We start from the raw sequence: 19844 nt of genomic DNA on the forward strand, positions 1-19844 counted from the left end.
AAGGGCGTGCAAGGGTTCCCGCGTGTTCGTGAAACTCCACGGAGAAGCCCCGGTGACCGACATCGACCGTTGGTTTGACCGGACAGCGCGTCGGCAAAACCACACGGTCTCCCTTTTCGCGAGCCTTCTCACCGGCAGGATCTTTGCGTACTTCCGCTACCGTCTGCGCTATGCGCTGCTGCTCGATACGGCGCGATTCCTTGTCCACGCCATAGAGTTTCTGATCCTTCTCGCCAGCCTCGGCAGACTCGCCGCGTTCACCATTGTGGTTCTACGCGTCGGCAGCCTGGTCGTCAGCGGCGGCTGGTGGGGCCTCCTTGAGGTCATGCGCCAGCGGCTCAGAGCGTTCTCCCGGTCCGGGGAGCGGGATGCGGCCGAGCACGAGATCGGCTGCTGGCTGGTGCTCTCGGTGATCGTGGGATCGACGCTGACGATCGTTGGCGGTGTCGCCCTGGCGGTCCGGCTTCCGTCGGGTCACGATCCGGTCGGACTTCTTTATGCCTTTCTGGTGGTCCTGGAGACTGCTGTGCGTTTTTCGGTCCGGGTGCTTCATTCCGGCATATACGCCACGCGGCGCATCTACCGCCCATTTTGGTCGTTGCTCGCGCCGACCGTCGTGCAACTGGTGGTGCTCAGCGTTGGCTATTACTTGTACCCGACTGCAGCAATCATCGTCGCGATCATCACGTCAAATGCGATCGGCATCTGGATCACAGTTCGCTATACGCTCAGGATTTACCGGTTGATGGGATTTCGGCCGAAATTCGGGACGATACATGACATTTGGCCAGCGCTCCCGCGGATCCCGCCTCGGCTAGCGTTCAAGGCAACGCTGGCCGGACTCGGCCTACGCCTTGATGCACTGGTCGTTCTCACGATACTGGGCATGTACCGGACCAACGACCGGGCGTTTGACCTTATCGCGGGCGTACCGGCCTGGCGGCATGTCGACACCTTCCAGTTTTTCTACCTGATACTGCCGTTATTCCGTGGCGCCTACGACGGCACCGGTCTCTTCTATTTCGACTTTGCGCGCCTGCAACAAATCCCGGCACTTCGCGATTTTCAACTTTCATTCTTTCGCAAGCTTTTATTGACGACGCCGTTCATCTCGCTTTTCTTCTGGTCACTGGCGGCCGCGCTGGGACTGCTTGTTTTACACGACGTACCGATCACCTTCATGCTCGCCCTCCTTCCTCTCTTTGTCATTCGCAGTGTCATCGGCATCTACCAGATCCGGCTTTTCGCCGAAGGCTATTTCGGGACACTCATCGCAACCATCGCGTTATGGGCTGCGTTGCTGTGGCTGGTATGGCTCGATCCCCATCCCGTCTCAGATCTGCTTGAGGTCATGGCCGCCATGATCACCGTTCTCATCGTTCTGATTAATCTGCAGCATCTTCGGGACCGTGAGCCCCCGCCGCTTCCCACCCTGCTGGCGTTGGGAGACTGGATGCGGGAACTCGGCCACGAGTCCGGGCCCGTCCTCGTCGGCAAAATCACGGTCCCCAAGTGGATCCCGGCGAAACAGAGATCCGCTGCGGTCAAGCTGATGCAGGAAACATTTGATGGCACCGGATACGTTGCGTTTGGGTCACCGACGACACTTTTCTATTACCAGCGAGCACCGAACGGCGATACCGATCAACAGCCTCACCTGGCGCTGCAAGCGACCACGGGCGGCGCAGCAAACCGTGGAAAACCCTTGCATGTGCCGAGGACAAACGGACGCGATGCATTGGACCGGCTCCTCACCGAGAACTGGGTACAGGCCGTTGATGAGTTATCGCCGGAGCCGGACGGTCCCCACACCCTGACCCTGAAATTCCGCACGCTTTTTGCCGACGGCATAGTCTTCGACCTGGAAACGCTCGAGGGAACCCAGGACATGCACAACCTGGAAAAGAGTGTTTTGGTCAGGGCGCTGCCAATGGCCGTGCGCTGCCTTGAAAACGGTGTCAGCGTTGTCGCGTTGTCGGGTCGCCTCCTGACACCGGTCTTCCATCATGGAAAGTTGCGTTTGCTGTTTCTATTGCCGCACGATCCCGAGCCTGCGCTATTCGAAAGCTGGATGCGGATCATCAACGATTGGCATGTCCGCCGGGGCAGCACTGCGGCGGCGGGGTGCGTTTCGTGAAGCCTGAACCGGTCGACATCGAGAAACGACTGGCCGAGCCGAAAACGTATGAAGACACCATCATGCGGATTTTCGCGAAACGAAGGCAGCGTGGATTGGCTTTCAGCGAGGCTGGTGGGGGCGTCACCTATTTCAGCACCGCAACCGAGCGGCGTGCGCTTTCCCGAGCAATCGCCCACAGTGTCGCCACCGGCGAATACCGCCCAGAGCCCGTGGACCTCCGCTTTCTCGAGTACAAGGGTAAGTGTCGCGCCCTCCACCTACCCACCTTCGTCGACCATGTGGTTGGTTCGGCGCTCTTCCAGCTTCTTTCCCATAACGCCCGCTGCCATGGCCTGCCCGGCGTCTATTCCTACCTGCCCGGCTTAACGAACGTGGCAGCAACGCGGGCCCTTGCCGAATTTGTTCGCGCTCACCGCAAACGCGTGGGGGTCAAAGGTCCGCCGCTTTATGTCCTGCAGTCCGATTTCGAACACTATGGCGACGATCTCCCCGTTGGTCCCGACGCGGCGCTGTGGCGCATCCTGCGCGAGGTAGCCACACTCGGGAGTCCGCGTGGCGAACTGGGGCCGGATGTCTGGGATCTCATCACCCGCCTGGCACGCCCCGCCGTGCGGGATCGGGACGGTACGCAGTTCACGCGGCTCTACGGCACGGCGATGGGAACCCCTCTGGTACCGATCCTCGGGAATCTGGCGGTCGTACCCATGGACGCCGCGATCGTTGCGATCGACGGCATTTTCTACGCGCGATACAACGATGACTTCATCGTGGCGCATCCGGACCTTGCCGCACTCCACGAGGCAGATGCCCGGATCGATGCCCTGCTCGACGACTTGGGCGTCAAACGCAAACCCGCGAAGGAGTTCCGCACCGCCCTGGGCGGCAATGGCCTCTCCTGCGCGGCGGACCCCGCCTACCGCGGCCGCGACCGGATCGACTGCCTCGGACTGTCGGTGAGCCATGCCGGCACGATCGCCCTGGCGCCACATCGACTGCGCCGCTTCGTCGGACACATTGCGACCCGGATCGATGCTGCCGCAGCTGCCCTGGCGCCGTGGCCGGCCGGTGAACGAGCGCGTCATCTCGTGCGCGCGACAAACGTAATGCTGGACGCGACGAATCCGTTCGCGGTTCCCGGCCTCTCCGTTGTCCTGGAGACGACAACGGACCGGGGAGTCCTCAAGGACTTGGATTTCCGCATCGCACGCAAGATCGTGCAGGTCGCCACAGGGCGGCCGGGCGTGCGCGGCTTTCGTGTGCTGCCGCCTGCGGTACTGCGGCGCGATATGGGCTTGGTATCGCTCGTACACCTGCGGAATTTGCGGTGACCACCGCTAAGTGATTAGTTCTTCTCGAGGGCGCGGACCCCGCCGTTGTGCGGTCGTTCCGAGGGACCACAGAGGTTGCGGCTTTCGGTCCCTCAATTGTGTGTTCTTCCCGCGCCCTCCTTTTTCTCTGCACAGCGCCGTGGTGACCTCCGCCTCCACCAAACGGCGTCTTCGTGCGATCAAACGGCTGCGCCGCACCTACGGCAGCCTCGCCCGCAAACCCGGGGCGGACCTTCGCTATGTCCAGAAGACCATGGGGCACTCGACCTCGACCGTCACCGCCGACATCTACAGCGACCTCTACTCAGACGAACGCGACCACGTCGCCACAAATCTCGACCGGCTCAACAACCTCGCCAACATACGGCGAAGGGACAGGACCAACCATCAATAACTTGCTGTCACCGCATACAAGCAGTCAAATATGGTGGCCAGGGGCGGGATCGAACCGCCGACCTTCCGCGTTTCAGGCGGAGTTCCCGCTTACACCAACGTGTTTCAGCTCGTCAACCCAGCCTGAAGACCATCAATTGGCCCCGTGGAGCAGCTGTTCCCCAGGGTTGGCCCCATTTCGGCCCCATGGAACCAGCTGCCCGACCAAGCCCGGACGCCCCTCGCTAATGGTTGGCGTACGTGTTCACGCCTTTAGATAAGCCTGACCTTGGCGCGTACCTCAACCGTCCGGCGTACACCACTACATCAGTCGAGGCCGAGGGTCCACTCACTGAGGTGGCGGGAGGACGCCCACGCACTGGTTGGTAGCCGGATTCCACAACGACCCGTAATCACAATTCAGGGGCTGGCCTGACACCGGACCTCGGCACACATTGGCAACAGGGTCCCACCACGCGCCGTTCTCGCAATCCAGCGGCGTGACTCCTGAGGGGCGGCATACGTTGGCCACTGGGTCCCACCACGAGCCGTTGTCACAATCAGCCCGGCTAATTGCCGGTGTCGCGATCGCCGTATATGCCATCGGCGCTAACGCTGCCGTCACGACCACTGCCACGCGCCGGCCAATTCTCTTCATAAACGGGCCCTTCCGCGGAAAACTGTCCCTCGTTCGCTAGCTGCGACTACTTCGTGTGTAACCGCGCCCTGAATGCCCTAAACCGCCTTGCATGTCGGTTACTCCTACCGCAGAGCGGCCCGTCGCCGGCCAGGTACCGACGGGACTTGCAGTCGACGCCGTTGCGTTATCGGACTCTGCAAAGCTCGACACTTTCGCGCCAGGCACTTTATTGCCGATGGTTGCGAGGCCGAAAATCCTGTAGTGCTTCCTGCCACGTAATTGGGGTCCTATCATTTTGGCCTATGGCGCCAGCAACTGATTGTGGTTGACGTGGATCCCACGCTGCGGAAAGCGGTTGTCGATGTGGCCGCGGAATTGGCTGGATTGGGGTTCGCTGATGCGGTTGAGATCGGTCGGGGTGGGTTTGGGGTGGTGTATCGCTGCAGACAGGTGGGGTTGGGTCGCCTAGTCGCGATTAAGATGCTGACCGCGTTCTCTGATGATGATCGCGCCCGGTTTGCCCGTGAGCAGCATGCGGCAGCGCGTTTGACTGGGCATCCCCACATTGTCGCAGTGTTGCAGGTGGGTCAGACGCCCAGCGGGTGCCCGTTTTTGGTGATGCCGCTGTGTGTACACGGCTGCTGGGCGGAGCGCATCTGCGAGGCGGGGGGGTTGGGGGTCGACGAGGTCGTGCAGGTCGGGGCCAAGATCGCTGGTGCGTTGGCCGCCGCGCATCGGGCGGGAGTGGTGCATCGCGATGTGAAGCCGGCCAACATCCTACTTACCGAATACGGTGAACCGGCGTTAGCCGATTTCGGGATCGCTCATGTCCGTGGGGGGTTTCAGACCATTGCGGGATTCTATAGCGGCACACCGGCGTTCACTGCCCCGGAGGTGATCGCCGGGGCTGACCCCGGCCCGAGTGCTGACGTCTACGGGTTGGGCGCCACGTTGTTCGTCGCACTGACCGGCCATGCCGCTTTTGAGCGCCGCTGCGGCGAGGACGTGGTTGCCCAGTTCGTCCGGTTTACCAGCGGGCCAGTGCCCGATCTGAGTGACCATGCCATCCCCGCCGAGCTGGCCGCCATCATTTCGGCCGCGATGGCCCATGACCCCGCCGCTCGACCGTCGGCGGGCGAACTCGGCGAGCAGCTACGCCAGCTTCAACTACACCAGCATCCCGGTCTTGGCCCTGCGGCACGACCGGCCACCTCACCGACCACTGCGCTGGGCCCAACGCGGGGCAATTTGCCGCTGCTGCCCGGCGAGGTGGTGGGTCGGGGTGCCGAGGGGGCGCAACTGCGCAATCTTTTCGCAGACTCGCGGCTGGTCACTGTGACCGGCGTGGGTGGAGTCGGCAAAACCACCCTGGCCATACATGCCGCATCCGAATTGCGCGCCGAATTCCCCGACGGGGTGTGGCTGGTCGAGCTGGCCGAACTGCAGGACGGCACGCTCCTGAACGAAAGGGTGGCCGCCGAGCTGGGGGTGCGTGATCAGCCCGTTCGTCCGCTCAGCGACGTGTTGATGGGAGTTCTAAGCGAGCAGCACGCACTGCTGGTGCTGGACAACTGCGAGCACCTCATCGACGATGTGGCGAAGTTCGTCGAGATGGCGCTGCACCGGTGCTTACGGCTGCACGTACTGGCGACCAGCCGCGAGGTCCTCGATATCACTGGCGAAACCGTGCTGCCACTCTCCCCGCTGGCCGTACCCGACCCCGACACCGCCCCTGGCTTGGACGGGTTGGCAGGCTACCCCGGGGTTGCGTTGTTCGTGCAACGCGCCCGCGCCGCGGCCCCTGACTTCACGCTGGACAACCGCAACTGCTGCGCGGTGGCCCGCATCTGCGCTCGGCTAGAGGGCTTGCCGCTGGCCATCGAACTGGCCGCTGCCCGGATACGTGCCATGTCCGCCGAACAAATCGCCGAGGGACTTATTGACCGCTATACGCTGCTAAGCCGCGGCCACCGCGGCGCCCCCAGTCGCCACAAAACCCTCGCCGGCTGTATCGACTGGAGCTACCAACTCTGCACCCGTAGCGAAAAGCAGCTGTGGGCAGCGGTCGCGGTGTTCACCGGAAGCTTCGATTTGCCCGCCGCACGCTACCTTTGCGGCGAGGACCTAGGCCCCGATGGCCTGCTATTGGACCTGCTGAGCTCCCTGGTCGACAAGTCCATCCTCATCGCCAGCCAGCAGGGCGACCGCGTGCGCTTCCGACTCCTTGAAACCTTGCGCGACTACGCCAAAACCCATGTCGCCCAAGCCGAACAGGACCGGCTAAGGGCCCGCGAGGCCCACTGGTGTCATCAACTCGTCACACAGGCCAGTACGGAGTGGTACAGCCATGCTCAGCTGTTCTGGTCGACGCGACTGATGCAAGATATTGCGAACATCCGTGACGCGCTGCAATTCGCCCTGGGCGATGACCCGACTATGGCCTTGGAGATGGCGGTGGCCATGCGCCCCGTTTGGATGTTCCGCGGGATGCTCGGCGAAGCACGCCACTGGCTTGAGCGAGTACTCAAGGCGACATCAACACAACTGAGCCTTCCACGAATCCACGCGTTGGGGGGCTTTGCGACGATCGCTTTCTTACAAGGTGATCTCTCCGCAGCTTGCTCTGCCATCGCCGAGGCGCGCCATCACTTGGAGGAGACACCAGACGCAGAACTAGGTGCCGGAATCGACTGCATTGACGGCTACCTTGCCGTGCAAGGTGGTGAGATTGACCGGGCGGCTCAGTGTTTCCAGCAGGCCTTGGCCGTGGCGACCGGCTACGAGGTGCGCACAGCATCGATGTACTACCTAGGCTGGGCATTTGAGGTCTCGGGCGATCTTGACGAAGCGATGAGCTGCTTCGAAGCGGCGTTGGAGCTTACGAAATCCCAGGGGGATTCGATCTACCAGTCACGGGTACTGACGTCGGTGGGCATGGGACACTGGCTGCTCGGCGAGCCCCAAAAAGCAGAACCAGCCCTAACCGAGGGCCTTCGCCTCGCACAGTTGGTCGGCGATCCTCTCAACGGGGCGCAGTCCTTGGAGACCTTGGCCTGGATTGCTAGCTCGCGTCACGATTGGCGGCACGCTGCAGTCATGATGGGAGCAGCCGATGCGCTGAGCCGAGCGATCGGTAGCCCACTGCTGTACATCCCCGATCTAATTGCCTGCCATAACGTCTGCGACAACCAGGCTCGCGAGGAGCTCGGCGCGGAGGGATTCGAGGCCGCTTGGGCCGACGGCGCCGCTCTCAATTTCGATGAAGCCGTCGTGTTGGCCTTGGATGCGAGTAACAACTGCCCGGACCAGATGGTCAGCACGACGCGGTGAAAGCGGGCGGCCCGCAAATCAGGCGCCGAACTTCGCTATGTCCAGAAACCATGAGTCATTCCACGCCGACCCGTCACCGCGAACATCTATAGCGACCTCTACGCCGACGAACTTGACCGCGTAGCCACCAACCTCGACCGGCTCCACGGAACCGCCGAAATCCAGGCGACCGGACAAAAACCAAGACCAACCAGCCATAGCGTGCTGTCACGGCGTCCGCGCAGGTCAGAGATGGTGGCCAGGGGCGGTCGAACCGCCGACCTTCCGCTTTTCAGGCGGACAGAACGGCCGCTGGCCTGCGGTTTAACGACGTTCATGCGTCAAATACGGCGCGCTGAGCGCGCCTGACGCAGGCTGCCCGTCCGACGATCGGACACAAACCGGACACGGTGACAGCACTCCCGACAGGGGACCCTTCTTCGCCCGTCAGTCAGTGATGCGCGCCGAGGGCTCCCGGGGAGCAGGTACCCGATGCCCAAGATCACCGGGGCGACCGCGTATCCAACACAGACGACTGCGGAGCGACCCACTCTTGGGCCGGACCCAACCCGAACGGCCAGCCGGAACACGGGTGGAGCCGCGGACGCCGGTAGACCGCGAGTGCCCGAGGCCGTCAAGGCCGCAGGGTGCGAGAGCGGTAGCGATCGGTCGGACGGCGGGAGCGGCGTAGGCCGTGTTCCGGCTGGGACCAACGGGGCTTGTTATATGTGCCGAAAATGTCCGCGACTCGCTCGCCGATGGGGTCGCGACTGGCGATCTGCGGGCGATCGAGGCATTGGGGCTGCGGTTCCCAAGTCCCGAGATGGTCACCGCGGCTGCGGCACTGTTCGAGCCGGCAGCACCGTGGGCTTCCGGTCCTGACCATCGAGGCACCGAACCTGAATCGGGACGTTTTCACATCACCGTCGGCCCCGGCGTCGTGCGCCTCGGGTGGACCAATCCCGTCCGCGCAGAAAGGCCGCCGAGCGAACCGTCGGTCATCACCAACGTGACGTCGAGAATGCCAAGCTGCAAATCAGAGACGACCTCGCCCGCACAGGTGGGAGCGATGATCAGGCCGTCGTGTCTTCGACGCGACGGAGCGCTACTTCACCCGACCAGCGCAATACCGGTGGGGTCATCACCGAGTGGTCCCGCAAATCACGCTCGGCGATGTGCCGCACGTTCGCCGAGCTTGACTACAGCCCACTGGTCGAATCTGGCCGTGTCCCGGCGATGGTCACACTCACCTACTCCGGCGACTGAGAAGTCGTTGCCCCAGACGGCGCCAGCGTGAAGCGGCATATGGTGTTGTGACGCAAACGATTTCAGCGCGAATACAGCGAGCCGGTTCGATACATCTGGAAAATTCAGCGGCGCGGCGCCCCGCACATTCACCTCTGGATGGCTCCACCGATGTCACCAGGCCGCTCGGGGCGAGGGTTCGCTCAATGGCTATCCGAGACTTGGGCACAGATCGTCGATCGCCGCAAGGCGTGCATTGCGGGTGCGTATGCCGTTGTCGCGAAAGAATTCTCACAATTTTTGAAAACGACACGTGTCTAACAGCGGCGTCGTATCGTCTGTCAAGTCGGGTAGGGCGCCGTCACACAAGACGAGGTTACTGGAGGTCAGCGCGGTGAACTTCTCGGTTCTTCCCCCAGAGATCAACTCTTTGCGGATGTACCTCGGCGCTGGGTCAGCGCCCTTGCTCGAGGCCTCAGCGGCCTGGTCGGGTCTTGCCGATGAATTGGGTACGGCCGCGGACTCGTTTTCCTCGGTGACCTCGAACCTGGCCGGGCAAGCCTGGCAGGGTCCGGCTTCCCAGGCCATGGCTAGGGCGGCGCGTCCGTACGCCGAATTCCTGCGGGCCGCTTCCCTGCGCGCCACCACCACGTCATCTAGCGCACGAACGGTGGCCAGCATATTCGAGGCGGCCAAGGCCGCCACCGTTCACCCTGAAATCATCGCGGCCAATCGGCAAGCCTTCGTGCAGGCCGTGCGCACCAACATCTTCGGCTTCAACGCGCCCTTCATCGCCGCCGCCGAGGCGGCCTATGAGGAGTTCTGGGCCACCGATGTCGCCGCGTTGGTCGGCTATCACGGTGGAGCCTCAGCGGTGGCCGCGCAGTTGTCGTCCTGGCAGCAGACACTGCAGCACCTGCCGGGCATCGGGCAACTCTTGGGCGGCGCACCTGCCGGGACCGCTACGGCCGCCCCTACCGACCCCAACATCGGTGTAGGCAACAAGGGCGGGGGCAACATCGGTAGCGGCAATAACAGCGGCACCGGTGCGGGCAACGTCGGCAACGGCAACAAGGGCAGCGGCAACTTCGGTAGCGGTAACCGCGGCAACGGCAACATCGGCTTCGGGAACAGGAGCCCCCGCACCACCGGCGTGCGAGGCAACATCGGTTTGGGCAACTTCGGTTCGGGCAACTTCGGTGCGGGCAACTTCGGAAACAACAACGTCGGCTTCGGCAACGGCGCAGGCCCTGTCCCCGGCCTCGCCAACAGCAACTTCGGGCTGGGCAACTCCGGTAGCTTCAATCAGGGCGGCGGCAACACCGGCATCGGAAACATCGGAGCGGGCAACACCGGCACCAACAACATCGGCTTCGGTAACACCGGCAACAACAACCTCGGGATCGGGCTGACCGGCAACAACCAGGCGGGCATCAACCTGGCCGGGCTGCTGAACTCGGGCAACGGCAACATCGGGCTCTTCAACTCCGGCACCAACAACATCGGATTCTTCAACTCCGGGGACGGCAACGTCGGCATCTTCAACTCGGGCCGCAACCTCACTGCTGCCACCCTGGGCGACATCCAGAGCATCGGCATCGGCAACTCCGGCTTCGGCCACCTCGGCGCCGGCAACTCCGGCCGAGCATCATTCGGCTTCGGCAACTCGGGCTTTTTGGACACCGGCATCGGCAACTCGGGCGCGTACTCTACCGGGTTCGGGAATTCGGGAGTAGTAAACACCGGCTTCGGCAATTCCGGACAATTCAACACCGGCTTCGGCAATTCAGGCAGTGTCAACACGGGTGCCTGGAACTCCGGGAACTTCAACACCACCGTCGGCTCCACCACCGATGTCAGCGCCACGACATCGGGCTTCGGCAACACCGGTACCAACGTCTCAGGCTTCAACAACTCCGCCTCCGGCGGAGGGGTGAACGGCAATATCTCGGGCTTCTTCAATAGCGCCAGCGGCGGATCGGCTCAAAACGGGAATCTTTCTGGCTTGTTCAACACTGGTGTGTCGGTCGCCTACCTGCCCTTCTTCCCAGACCCTGGCGTCGTCAGCGGCTTCGGCTCCGGGGTGCTCAACACGGGCACCGGCTTCATCGGCCTGTTCAATATCGCTCAACTGCTCAAGCAACTGGGGTAGCCTCGGGTACCTCTGCAATGGAGAGGCAGAGGATGTTCCTCGGTGCGGGCTGGGCGCCCATGATGAACGCGGCCCCGGCCTGCAATGGGCTGGTCGGCGACATCAGCACGGCTGCAGCACCTTTCACATCGGTGACCTCCGGTCTGACAGCACCGGCGAGGATGTCCCGAGTTCCGTGGAGCTTCCGGGTGAGTATCAGGCTGCGCTCACCTCGTCGTTGTGCACGACGGGTCCGACAGATTCAGCGAAATCGAATATGGCGGGTTACCAGTAGTGGCTGTTTCGATTGTGTGCCAACAGAGTTAACTATTCAGCCTTGTTGTCGGATCTCAGTGAATCTGGCGGTTATCGCGATAGGCCTGGCGGCCGGTGGATCGCCCGGCGATTCTCAGCAAAACCCGCGGGCCAAAACCCGGGATCATGCCAAGACTTACGCCCGAAACTTGTGGGAGATCAATATGCACGAATACTGCTGCCGTACAGCGCATTATGTCACAATGACGGATGCGGCCCACGGCGAGGCGCTGCCCGCGGCTGCCGACTACGGCGCCCGAATCACCAACGCCCTCAACGATCCGGGCGTGCCGGCGGATGGGCGGCCAAGAACTGCGTAGCGATGGCGATCTTTATCGTGTTAGTGAATTCCGGGTCGTCGGCTGATTCGCCGCGCCACACCTCGTCGCCGTCTATGAGATCTCGCCGACCTGCGCGAGTAGATCTTCATAGCCGTCGGCACCTTCTTGGTCGCTGTGCATGGCTCTCTCCAATGCAGAAATGAGATCTGGCGCTGTTGCGTACCGCCTTGATAGATCCGTCGCAAAGGCATTGTGAAGAACGCTCGCGACCCTCAGACGTTGACGCGGCTCGACGAGAAGGCCGTCCAGTATGCTGCGTGCTTCGGGTCGGCGGTGGGGCATCACGTCACGCTCGTCTCTGAGTACCGGGGGCTCGTGCCCGGTGACGATGTAGAAGAAGATGCCGGCCAGTTGCGTCACATCGCTTACGGGATTCCGACCACCACTGCGGTGCTCCGGCAGGCGAAGGAACCGGTTTCCGATTTCCTCGTTCAATCGGGTCCGGGAAGCCCTCATGTCCAAGCCTCGCTGCCAAGTCCGCTACCTCATTCGCGACCCCGACGCCCCATCAGGATGGGTCGAAACTTCAGCCACCTTCCCGACTTTGCGTGAGGCCAAGGCGTTCAAATCCGAACGTGACAACGAAGCCGCCCTCGGTGCGCGTCGGTTCGACCCCCGCCTCGGTCGCGCACCGCTGCAACGGATTTGGACGCAGTTCGCCGACTCCAAGAAACCAGCGGTGTCGCCGAAGACTTGGAGCGGCTACACCCAGCACTGGGAATTGCGCATCAAACCGCGGTTCGGCCACATGCCAGTCGACGAAATCACCCGCGCCGACGTTCAGACGTTCGTTGACGGCCTCAAAGTCGGCCCCTGGGCGAATGTTTCCACGCTGCGGCTCATGCGCTCGATTCTCGATGTTGCCCACCAGGACGGCCGCATCCACCGCAACCCTGCCCTTGGTGTCTCGGCGGGCCGCATTCCCGAGCGGGAACGTCACCGGTATCTGACCGCCCAGGAGGTCCAGGCCCTTGCCGCCGCGTGCGGAGACCAGGGCGACGTCGTGACGATCCTCGCGTACACGGGCTTGCGCTGGTCCGAACTCGTCGGCCTCCGCGTCAAGGACATCGACCTCAGCGCGCGTCGCCTCTACGTCCGACGGGCAGCGCCCGAAGTTGAAGGCCGCATCGTCATCGGGCCACGCAAGACCCGCGCCGGTATCCGTACCGTCCCGCTCCCCCAGGTCGTCGTCGACATCCTCAAAACACGGATCGGCGGTCGGGCGCCCGACGAGCCTGCCGCCACCTCACCCAATGGCGCGATGCTGCGCTCCAAAAACTGGCGCCGCCATACGCACTGGAATCAGGCCCTTGAGAAGACCGACCTGGCCCCGTTGACGATCCATGATCTACGTCACACTTACGCCAGCCTGGCTCGGAACTCCGGGGCTGACCTTCGCTACGTACAAAAGACGATGGGCCACTCGACACCGACCGTCACGGCGAACATCTACAGCGACCTTTACGCGGACGAACTGGACCAGGTGGCGACAAATCTGGATCAGCTTCACGCGGGCGAGACAAAACACCGAAGACCGGACAAAGAAAACTGACAACCGAGTGCATGAACCGTGTCTATACAGGCAGAACGTAGTGGCCAGGGGCGGGATCGAACCGCCGACCTTCCGCTTTTCAGGCGGACGCTCGTACCGACTGAGCTACCTGGCCGGAAGGCAACATGTGCCTCGCCGTATCGGCGACCCTGACGGGACTCGAACCCGCGACCTCCGCCGTGACAGGGCGGCGCGCTAACCAACTGCGCCACAGGGCCTTGCTGTACTGCTGCTCCGCGATTCCGCGTAACAAGTACCCCCTACGGGATTCGAACCCGCGCTACCGCCTTGAAAGGGCGGCGTCCTAGGCCGCTAGACGAAGGGGGCCAGAACCGAATCTCTCCGGGGCACTCGCAACATGGTGATCGTTGGGAGCCACGTCAGCTTAGGTCACCCCGGGCCTAATCCTCAAACGAGGCACCCGTGGCAACCCAGTATCCTAAGTCTCCGCGCCCCTATAGCTCAGTTGGTAGAGCTACGGACTTTTAATCCGCAGGTCGTAGGTTCGAGTCCTACTGGGGGCACAAAACGGGCCCCGAAACCACCTCCGGCGGCCGAGTAGGCCGCGTTAAGCACGTCACACCGCTTGGCTATGCTCGCGGCATGCTTCCCGACACAAATGGAGTCCAACCCAACGCGCCCGTTGCCCTGGTGACCATGGAAATCCGTCACCCGGCAACGGATGCCCTCACCGAATCGGCGAGCCGGGAGCTCAAACAGCTACTGATCAACGACTTGCCGATCGAACGTCAGGCACAGGACGTCAGCTGGGGCGTGACGGCGCCGGGCGCCCCGCCACAACCGGTCGCGGATCGCTTCGTTCGCTACGTCAACCGCGACAACACCGTCGCAGCTTCGCTGAAGAACCAAGCGATCGTCATCGAGACCAGCGCTTACAGCAGCTTCGAGGCCTTCACCGACATTGTGCTGCGAGTCGCCGATGCGCGGGCCCAGGTCTCAGCAATCGTCGGCGTGGAGCGCATCGGTCTGCGCTACGTCCTGGAAATCCGGGTGCCGGCCGGTGTCGATGGCCGCATCGAGTGGAGCAACTGGATCGACGAGCAATTGCTGGGACCGCAGCGCCTCACTCCGGGCGGCCTCGTCCTGACCGAATGGCAGGGCGCCGCGGTGTACCGCGAGCCGCAGCCCGGAAAGTCGCTCATCGTGCGCTATGGCCCGGGCGTGGGGCAGGCCCTCGACCCGAGCTACCACCTGCGCCGCACCACGCCTGCGCAAACCGGACCGTTCTTCCTGATGGACATCGACAGCTTCTGGACTCCGCCCAGCGGGTCCATCCCCGAATACAACAGGGACGCGCTGGTTTCGACGTTCCAGGATTTGTACGGACCGGCGCGCGTGGTATTCCAGGACATGATCACCAGCCGCCTGAAAGACGAGCTGACGCGCCAGTGAGCGCCGCGGAAAGGGGCTAGGTCCCCAGCACCGCGCGGCTGTAGGTCACGTCGGAAAACGCGGTCGCAAGTTCGTCCTCGGGGTACGCAAAGCCGTTCGCCTCGTGCAACTCCTTGACCGTGTGCGACGCGGTCCGCCAGCCACCGCGACTCAAGTAGTCGACGATGTGACTGCGCGTGCCGTGATAGACGAGAACGTTGAAGTCGACGTCGAACCCGAGCTCACTCATCCGGTCATGATGTGAGCGCCACCGCTCGTCCTCGAAAATCGCTGTGTCGGGCACGAATTCGAAGGCCAGTCGGCTGCCGGGGGCGCTTAGCGCGGTGATGTTGTCGAACAGCGCGTCCTGCGCATCGTCGGGCAGGTAGACAAGCAGCCCTTCGGCGCTCCATGCCGTCGGCAGCGTCGGATCGAAACCGGCCGTCTGCAATGCCGCGGCCCAGTCGTCGCGCAAATCGATGGCGACGGTACGGCGCTCGGCGGTGGGTTCGGCACCCAATTCGCGCAGTGTGGAGGTCTTGAACTCGATCACCTCCGGCATGTCGACCTCGTAGACCACGGTGCCCGCCGGCCACGGCAGCCGATAGGCGCGCGCGTCCAGACCGGCGGCCAAGATGACGACCTGGCGGACGCCGCGCTCGGTGGCGTCAAGGAAGAATTGGTCGTAAAACCTGGTGCGGCAAGCCATTCCGCGCGCCATTCGCTCGGGATCGAACTCGGAGTCCTCCTCGACCGGAATCTGTCCGTTCACCATGCGGGTGTAGACGTCCATCCCCACCGCGCGCACCAGGGGCGCGGCGAACGGGTCGTCGATGAACGCGTATTCCGGATCGGCGGCCAATGCGCGCTGCGCGGCGACCATCGTTGCCGTCGCTCCCACGCTTGTCGCTAGGTCCCAGCGATCACGATCCGTGCGCACCATGCAGCTCCCTCATCCCCAAACCAAAAAAATATAGATGATCTAGTTAATATCACAGGCTCGCAAAACAGCTACCGTTGCCAACCGTGACCGACTTCGCGCAGCGCACCATCGACCTTGCCCGCCAGAACGCCGCCGAGGGCGGCCGCCCGTTCGCGACGGTCATCGTCAAGGACGGCCAAATCCTTGCCGAGGCCGTCAACCAGGTCGCGCAGACCAGCGATCCGACGGCCCACGCCGAGATCGTCGCCATCCGCGAGGCGTGCATGAAACTGGGCACCGAGCATCTGGTCGGCACCACCATCTATGTGATGGCCCATCCGTGCCCGATGTGTTTGGGATCGCTCTACTACTGCTCACCCGATGAGGTCGTCTTCCTGACGCAACGCGCCGCCTTCGAGGCGCATTACGTCGATGTCCGTAAGTACTTCGAGCCCGCCACCCTGTATGCGGAGTTCGCCAAGAATTGGCAAGACCGACGCCTGCCGATGCGCCAGGACCCGCGCCCGGAGATCAACGCCGCCGCCGTGGAGGTCTTCCAGTTCTGGCAGGAATGCAACGGCGGCGATCGCATAGCAAGCAACGATTCGACGACCTGACCGCCGCCCGACATGACAGCGCCGCCCGGCTGCGCTACTATCTGCGTATGCATGCAGATAACAGAGCAGCTCGGTTGCCCGACGATCAGGTCAGCCTGGTGGTCGAGGTGTTCCGGATGCTCGCCGACGCCACCCGCGTGCAGGTGCTGTGGTCGTTGACCGACCACGAGATGTCGGTCAACGAACTCGCCGAGCATGTGGGCAAGCCGGCCCCGTCGGTCTCCCAGCACCTCGCGAAGCTGCGGATGGCGCGCCTGGTCCGCACCCGCCGGGAGGGAACCACGATCTTCTACAGCCTGGAAAACGAGCACGTGCGCCAGCTGGTAACCGACGCCGTGTGCAACGCCGAACACGCCGGTCCCGGGGTACCTCCCCACCACCGCGGAGAAGGCGGATTGCACGCCGTCAATAAACCCTAATTGTCAATAATCGCAACACAATTAAAGGAGATGATATCGATGAGCGGTACGCACACGCACGACACACCACACACCCACGAACACCACCACGGCGACGTCGCTCACAGCCACGCCCACACCAGCCATGAGCACGAGCACGTCGCACACGAACACGAACACTCACACGAGGACGGCACCAAGCACGCCCATCAGCACGTGCACCAGCCCGGCCTCGAAGAGGCACACAGCCACACCCACGGATAGGGATCTATGCCTTCGGGCAGTAGTGCATGGGGTTGTCACGCTCGTCCAGCGGCGGCAGGTTGCGCGCCGGCGTATGAACCAGCGGCGTGTCGGCCGGGATTCGCCCCCTCGCGCGATCCCAGCCGGCACGTGCCCGCGGGTGCTTGCGGTAGCGCCGCGGGACGAGCGTGAACACCGCACGCACAACGTCACCGAAGCGGCGGTGCCACCACTCGTCGCGACGCGACCACTGATAGCCCATCAGCTCGCGCACGGGCGGATCGTAGAGGCCCACGGTGACCCAGACGAAGAACGGCGCCAACAACTTTCGCTGCGCGGCCCACAAGAAGTCGGGAATTTGTTGCGCGAATGGCGGTTTGGGCAGCTCGGTGAGGTCGAGCACGGCCCGGGCCGCATAGTTGGCCTCCAGCACGTTGCGGCACATATGGTCCCAGTAGAGCTGGAATTCCTCCCAGGACGCCGGCACCGGGCGCATGCTCATCCCGTACATCCGGTACCAGTCGATGTGTTCGTCGAACAGCTGGCGCTTCTGCGCCTCGGTCAGTCCGCCGCAGAAACGCTCGGCGACATGGATGGTGCCGACGAAGAATGTGGCGTGCGCCCAGTAGAAGACATCGGGGTTCAGCGCGTGGTAGCGGCGGCCCTGCCCGTCGACGCCTTTGATGTCGACGTGGTAATCGCGTACCTCGGAGCCGGTGGTCGCGGCGCGGTCGCCGTCGAAAACCACTCCCGCGATCGGATACAACGACCGCATCAACCGCGGCCAGCGCTCCCGGAAGAAGGTCGAGTGCTCTTCGACCGCCGCGCCCAGCTGCGGATGCATGTTCTGCATGGATCCCGCCCAGGGACCCTGCAGCATGCCGCGCCAGTCGCCGAAGTACTTCCACGTCAGGGAATCGGGGCCGAGCGGCATCGGCGGCGCGTCGTAACCCAATGGCGACACCGGACAGCCCGCGGCCACTTCGGTGCTGGTCAGTGGGCATTGAGCCGACGTATCTTGAGTCACTGTTGTTTTTCCCCTGGCGTCAGCGTCAAATTCTGACTACGTACGTTGTCACTTTTGGAGTCTAGGAGGGAAGTGCAGACCGGTCAAAGACGGGGCGGCCGCTGGTCGGGCGTTCCCATCGAGGATCGTCACGCCTTGCGACGCGACGACCTCATTGCCGCCGGAGTGGAATTGCTCGGCGAACGTGACGGACCAGCGCTCACCGTTCGCGCAGTCTGCCGCAAGGCGGCGTTGACCGAGCGCTACTTCTACGAGAGCTTCGCCGACCGCGACCAATTCGTGCGCGCGGTCTATGACGACGTGTGCACGCGAGCGATGGCGACCCTGATGTCGGCGAAGACCCCGCGGGAAGCCGTCGAGCAATTCGTCGCACTGATGGTCGACGATCCGGTCCGGGGCCGCGTCTTACTACTGGCGCCTGCGGTGGAACCGGTCCTGACGCGCTCCGGCGCGGAGTGGATGCCCAACTTCATCGAGTTGCTGCAGCGCAAGCTGTCACAGATCGTTGATCCCGTGCTGCAGAAGCTGGTCGCCACCAGCTTGATCGGCGCCCTGACCGGCCTGTTTACCGCGTATCTGAACGGCCAGCTGGGTGCCAGCCGCACCCAATTCATCGATTACTGCGTCGACATGCTGCTCAGCACGGCGGCTACCTATGTGCCGCAGCGTGAGCCCGGCGAGAACTCGACCGCCGCGCGCTAGTTAAAACCCCGGCAGATCCGGGAAGTCCACCATCAGCTGCGTTCGCCGGTTGGTCTATACCGTGATGCGCCACACCGCGGTGAAACTTGATGCTACTGGCAGACACAGATATATTGACTGCTACCAACAGATACAGATAACTGGAGGGCCCATGTCAGCCGAGCTGACCGACCTACAGCTGCTGCACGAACTTGAGCCGGTCGTCGAGAAGTACATGAATCGGCACGAGAAGATGCACAAGAACTGGAACCCGCACGACTACATCCCGTGGTCGGACGGCAAGAACTTCTATGCGCTGGGCGGCCAGGATTGGGACCCCGAGCAGACCAAGCTCTCCGATGTCGCCCAGGTGGCCATGGTTCAGAACCTCGTCACCGAGGACAACCTGCCTTCGTACCACCGCGAGATCGCGATGACCATGGGCATGGACGGCGCCTGGGGACAGTGGGTCAACCGCTGGACCGCCGAGGAGAACCGGCACGGCATCGCGCTGCGCGACTACCTGGTGGTCACCCGCGCCGTTGACCCGGTGGAGCTGGAGAAGCTTCGCCTCGAGGTGGTCAACCGCGGTTTCAGCCCCGGCCAGAACCACCAGGGTGGGCTCTTCGCCGACACGCTGTTCGACTCGATCCTCTACGTCACGTTCCAGGAACTGGCCACCCGCGTCTCGCACCGCAACACCGGTAAGGCCTGCAACGAGACCATCGCCGACCAGTTGCTCGCCAAGATCTCCAACGACGAGAACTTGCACATGATCTTCTACCGCGACGTCAGCGAGGCCGGGATCGACTTGGCGCCCAACCTCGCGATGACGGCGCTGCATAAGATCCTGCTCAACTTCCAGATGCCCGGATTCTTGGTGCCGGAGTTCCGGCGCAAGGCCGTCATGATCGCCGTCGGCGGCGTCTACGACATCCGAATCCACCTCGACGAGGTGGTGATGCCGGTGCTGAAGAAGTGGCGCATCCTCGAGCGCGAGGACTTCACCGGCGAGGGCGCCCGGATGCGTGACGAGATCGGCGAGCACATCCAGGAGCTCGAGCGCGCCTGCGACAAGTTCGAAGTCACCAAGCAGCGCTATCTCGAGCGCGAGGCCCGCCGGTCGGAGAAGATCACCGCGCGCAAGGTGCTCTCCACCAAGGGCACGCTGAAGATGAGCGGGCGGTAGTT

Annotated in this window: 15 protein-coding genes, 6 tRNA genes and 2 pseudogenes; 15 read left to right on the forward strand and 8 right to left on the reverse strand. The window is 63.2% G+C overall.

Going from position 1 to position 19844, the window contains the following annotated elements; all coding sequences use genetic code 11:
• Positions 1 to 52: 52 nt before the first annotated feature.
• From AWC27_RS01030 to AWC27_RS01040, 3 genes and pseudogenes are all read left to right on the forward strand, one after another.
• Positions 53 to 2137 carry a hypothetical protein gene (locus tag AWC27_RS01030; RefSeq protein WP_085668827.1) on the forward strand — a complete coding sequence of 695 codons (2085 nt, stop codon included), beginning with the start codon at positions 53 to 55 and terminating at the stop codon, positions 2135 to 2137.
• Entirely contained in the window at positions 2134 to 3468 is a 1335-nt protein-coding gene (locus AWC27_RS01035; RefSeq protein WP_085668829.1) for an RNA-dependent RNA polymerase family protein, read from the forward strand. The genes AWC27_RS01030 and AWC27_RS01035 overlap by 4 nt, the downstream gene beginning before the upstream one ends.
• A 178-nt stretch (positions 3469 to 3646) precedes the next feature.
• Positions 3647 to 3862 (forward strand): annotated as a pseudogene (locus AWC27_RS01040) (site-specific integrase); the annotation flags it as partial.
• 31 nt (positions 3863 to 3893) lie between these two features.
• Here AWC27_RS01040 and AWC27_RS01045 read toward each other — a convergent pair.
• Positions 3894 to 3985 (reverse strand) — tRNA-OTHER (locus tag AWC27_RS01045).
• 858 nt (positions 3986 to 4843) lie between these two features.
• Between AWC27_RS01045 and AWC27_RS01055 the strand changes: the two genes are divergently transcribed.
• Together AWC27_RS01055 and AWC27_RS31715 are read left to right on the forward strand one after the other, a co-directional pair.
• Complete coding sequence (locus AWC27_RS01055) at positions 4844 to 7810, forward strand: protein kinase domain-containing protein (RefSeq protein WP_245846767.1); 2967 nt, start codon at positions 4844 to 4846, stop codon at positions 7808 to 7810.
• 9 nt (positions 7811 to 7819) lie between these two features.
• Positions 7820 to 7993, forward strand: a pseudogene (locus AWC27_RS31715) (site-specific integrase); the annotation flags it as partial.
• A 49-nt stretch (positions 7994 to 8042) separates the two neighbouring features.
• Here AWC27_RS31715 and AWC27_RS30760 read toward each other — a convergent pair.
• Positions 8043 to 8113, reverse strand: a tRNA-Phe gene (locus tag AWC27_RS30760).
• Between the two features lie 627 nt (positions 8114 to 8740).
• Between AWC27_RS30760 and AWC27_RS31720 the strand changes: the two genes are divergently transcribed.
• Both AWC27_RS31720 and AWC27_RS01070 read left to right on the forward strand, forming a co-directional pair.
• Positions 8741 to 9055, forward strand: coding sequence for a hypothetical protein (locus AWC27_RS31720; RefSeq protein WP_245846751.1), 315 nt, complete (start codon positions 8741 to 8743; stop codon positions 9053 to 9055).
• Between the two features lie 373 nt (positions 9056 to 9428).
• Positions 9429 to 11186: a PPE family protein gene (locus AWC27_RS01070; protein WP_281255871.1), complete on the forward strand. Its 1758-nt coding sequence runs from the start codon at positions 9429 to 9431 to the stop codon at positions 11184 to 11186.
• A gap of 686 nt (positions 11187 to 11872) precedes the next feature.
• Here AWC27_RS01070 and AWC27_RS01080 read toward each other — a convergent pair.
• Positions 11873 to 12181, reverse strand: coding sequence for a hypothetical protein (locus AWC27_RS01080; RefSeq protein ID WP_139836680.1), 309 nt, complete (start codon positions 12179 to 12181; stop codon positions 11873 to 11875).
• Between the two features lie 94 nt (positions 12182 to 12275).
• Here AWC27_RS01080 and AWC27_RS01085 point away from each other — a divergent pair, with 94 nt between their 5' ends.
• On the forward strand, positions 12276 to 13373 hold the full coding sequence (locus tag AWC27_RS01085; RefSeq protein ID WP_085668644.1) for a tyrosine-type recombinase/integrase: 1098 nt from the start codon (positions 12276 to 12278) through the stop codon (positions 13371 to 13373).
• A 41-nt stretch (positions 13374 to 13414) separates the two neighbouring features.
• Here the strand turns inward: AWC27_RS01085 and AWC27_RS01090 are convergent.
• The 3 genes from AWC27_RS01090 to AWC27_RS01100 all read right to left on the reverse strand — a co-directional run bounded on the left by AWC27_RS01090 (position 13415) and on the right by AWC27_RS01100 (position 13700).
• Positions 13415 to 13488: transfer RNA gene (locus AWC27_RS01090), tRNA-Phe, on the reverse strand.
• 29 nt (positions 13489 to 13517) lie between these two features.
• A tRNA-Asp gene (locus AWC27_RS01095) sits at positions 13518 to 13591 on the reverse strand.
• A gap of 36 nt (positions 13592 to 13627) precedes the next feature.
• Positions 13628 to 13700: transfer RNA gene (locus tag AWC27_RS01100), tRNA-Glu, on the reverse strand.
• Between the two features lie 124 nt (positions 13701 to 13824).
• Between AWC27_RS01100 and AWC27_RS01105 the strand changes: the two genes are divergently transcribed.
• Together AWC27_RS01105 and AWC27_RS01110 are read left to right on the forward strand one after the other, a co-directional pair.
• A tRNA-Lys gene (locus AWC27_RS01105) sits at positions 13825 to 13897 on the forward strand.
• A gap of 79 nt (positions 13898 to 13976) precedes the next feature.
• A complete protein-coding gene (locus AWC27_RS01110; protein WP_085668645.1) occupies positions 13977 to 14786 on the forward strand; it encodes a TIGR04255 family protein in 810 nt (269 codons plus the stop codon).
• A gap of 16 nt (positions 14787 to 14802) precedes the next feature.
• On the opposite strand, the gene AWC27_RS01115 is transcribed toward AWC27_RS01110, so the two are convergent.
• Entirely contained in the window at positions 14803 to 15708 is a 906-nt protein-coding gene (locus AWC27_RS01115; protein ID WP_085668647.1) for a class I SAM-dependent methyltransferase, read from the reverse strand.
• An 83-nt stretch (positions 15709 to 15791) separates the two neighbouring features.
• Here AWC27_RS01115 and AWC27_RS01120 point away from each other — a divergent pair, with 83 nt between their 5' ends.
• Genes AWC27_RS01120 through AWC27_RS01130 form a run of 3 tightly spaced genes read left to right on the forward strand, consistent with a single transcriptional unit; the run spans position 15792 to position 16966 of the window.
• Positions 15792 to 16304: a nucleoside deaminase gene (locus AWC27_RS01120; RefSeq protein ID WP_085668649.1), complete on the forward strand. Its 513-nt coding sequence runs from the start codon at positions 15792 to 15794 to the stop codon at positions 16302 to 16304.
• A gap of 47 nt (positions 16305 to 16351) precedes the next feature.
• Positions 16352 to 16723, forward strand: coding sequence for an ArsR/SmtB family transcription factor (locus AWC27_RS01125; RefSeq protein ID WP_085668651.1), 372 nt, complete (start codon positions 16352 to 16354; stop codon positions 16721 to 16723).
• Positions 16724 to 16762: 39 nt separating this feature from the next.
• Positions 16763 to 16966 carry a zinc transporter Slc39a7 gene (locus AWC27_RS01130; RefSeq protein WP_085668833.1) on the forward strand — a complete coding sequence of 68 codons (204 nt, stop codon included), beginning with the start codon at positions 16763 to 16765 and terminating at the stop codon, positions 16964 to 16966.
• 4 nt (positions 16967 to 16970) lie between these two features.
• On the opposite strand, the gene AWC27_RS01135 is transcribed toward AWC27_RS01130, so the two are convergent.
• Positions 16971 to 17972 (reverse strand): oxygenase MpaB family protein, encoded by a 1002-nt coding sequence (locus AWC27_RS01135; protein ID WP_085668653.1) that lies wholly within the window; start codon positions 17970 to 17972, stop codon positions 16971 to 16973.
• Positions 17973 to 18044: 72 nt separating this feature from the next.
• On the opposite strand from AWC27_RS01135, the gene AWC27_RS01140 reads away from it, so the two are divergent.
• Positions 18045 to 18674, forward strand: coding sequence for a TetR/AcrR family transcriptional regulator (locus AWC27_RS01140; RefSeq protein ID WP_085668654.1), 630 nt, complete (start codon positions 18045 to 18047; stop codon positions 18672 to 18674).
• 151 nt (positions 18675 to 18825) lie between these two features.
• Positions 18826 to 19842: an acyl-ACP desaturase gene (locus tag AWC27_RS01145; protein ID WP_085668656.1), complete on the forward strand. Its 1017-nt coding sequence runs from the start codon at positions 18826 to 18828 to the stop codon at positions 19840 to 19842.
• Positions 19843 to 19844: the final 2 nt, after the last annotated feature.

Source organism: Mycobacterium szulgai (assembly GCF_002116635.1).
Classification (GTDB): domain Bacteria; phylum Actinomycetota; class Actinomycetes; order Mycobacteriales; family Mycobacteriaceae; genus Mycobacterium; species Mycobacterium szulgai.

What these genes read in the sequence shown, in the direction of transcription:
- AWC27_RS01085 (WP_085668644.1), top strand. Translation starts at nt 12,276, where the DNA reads ATGTCCAAGCCTCGCTGCCAAGTCCGCTACCTCATTCGCGACCCCGAC.
- AWC27_RS01115 (WP_085668647.1), bottom strand. Translation starts at nt 15,708, where the DNA reads ATGGTGCGCACGGATCGTGATCGCTGGGACCTAGCGACAAGCGTGGGA.
- AWC27_RS01110 (WP_085668645.1), top strand. Translation starts at nt 13,977, where the DNA reads ATGCTTCCCGACACAAATGGAGTCCAACCCAACGCGCCCGTTGCCCTG.
- AWC27_RS01145 (WP_085668656.1), top strand. Translation starts at nt 18,826, where the DNA reads ATGTCAGCCGAGCTGACCGACCTACAGCTGCTGCACGAACTTGAGCCG.
- AWC27_RS01130 (WP_085668833.1), top strand. Translation starts at nt 16,763, where the DNA reads ATGAGCGGTACGCACACGCACGACACACCACACACCCACGAACACCAC.
- AWC27_RS01125 (WP_085668651.1), top strand. Translation starts at nt 16,352, where the DNA reads ATGCATGCAGATAACAGAGCAGCTCGGTTGCCCGACGATCAGGTCAGC.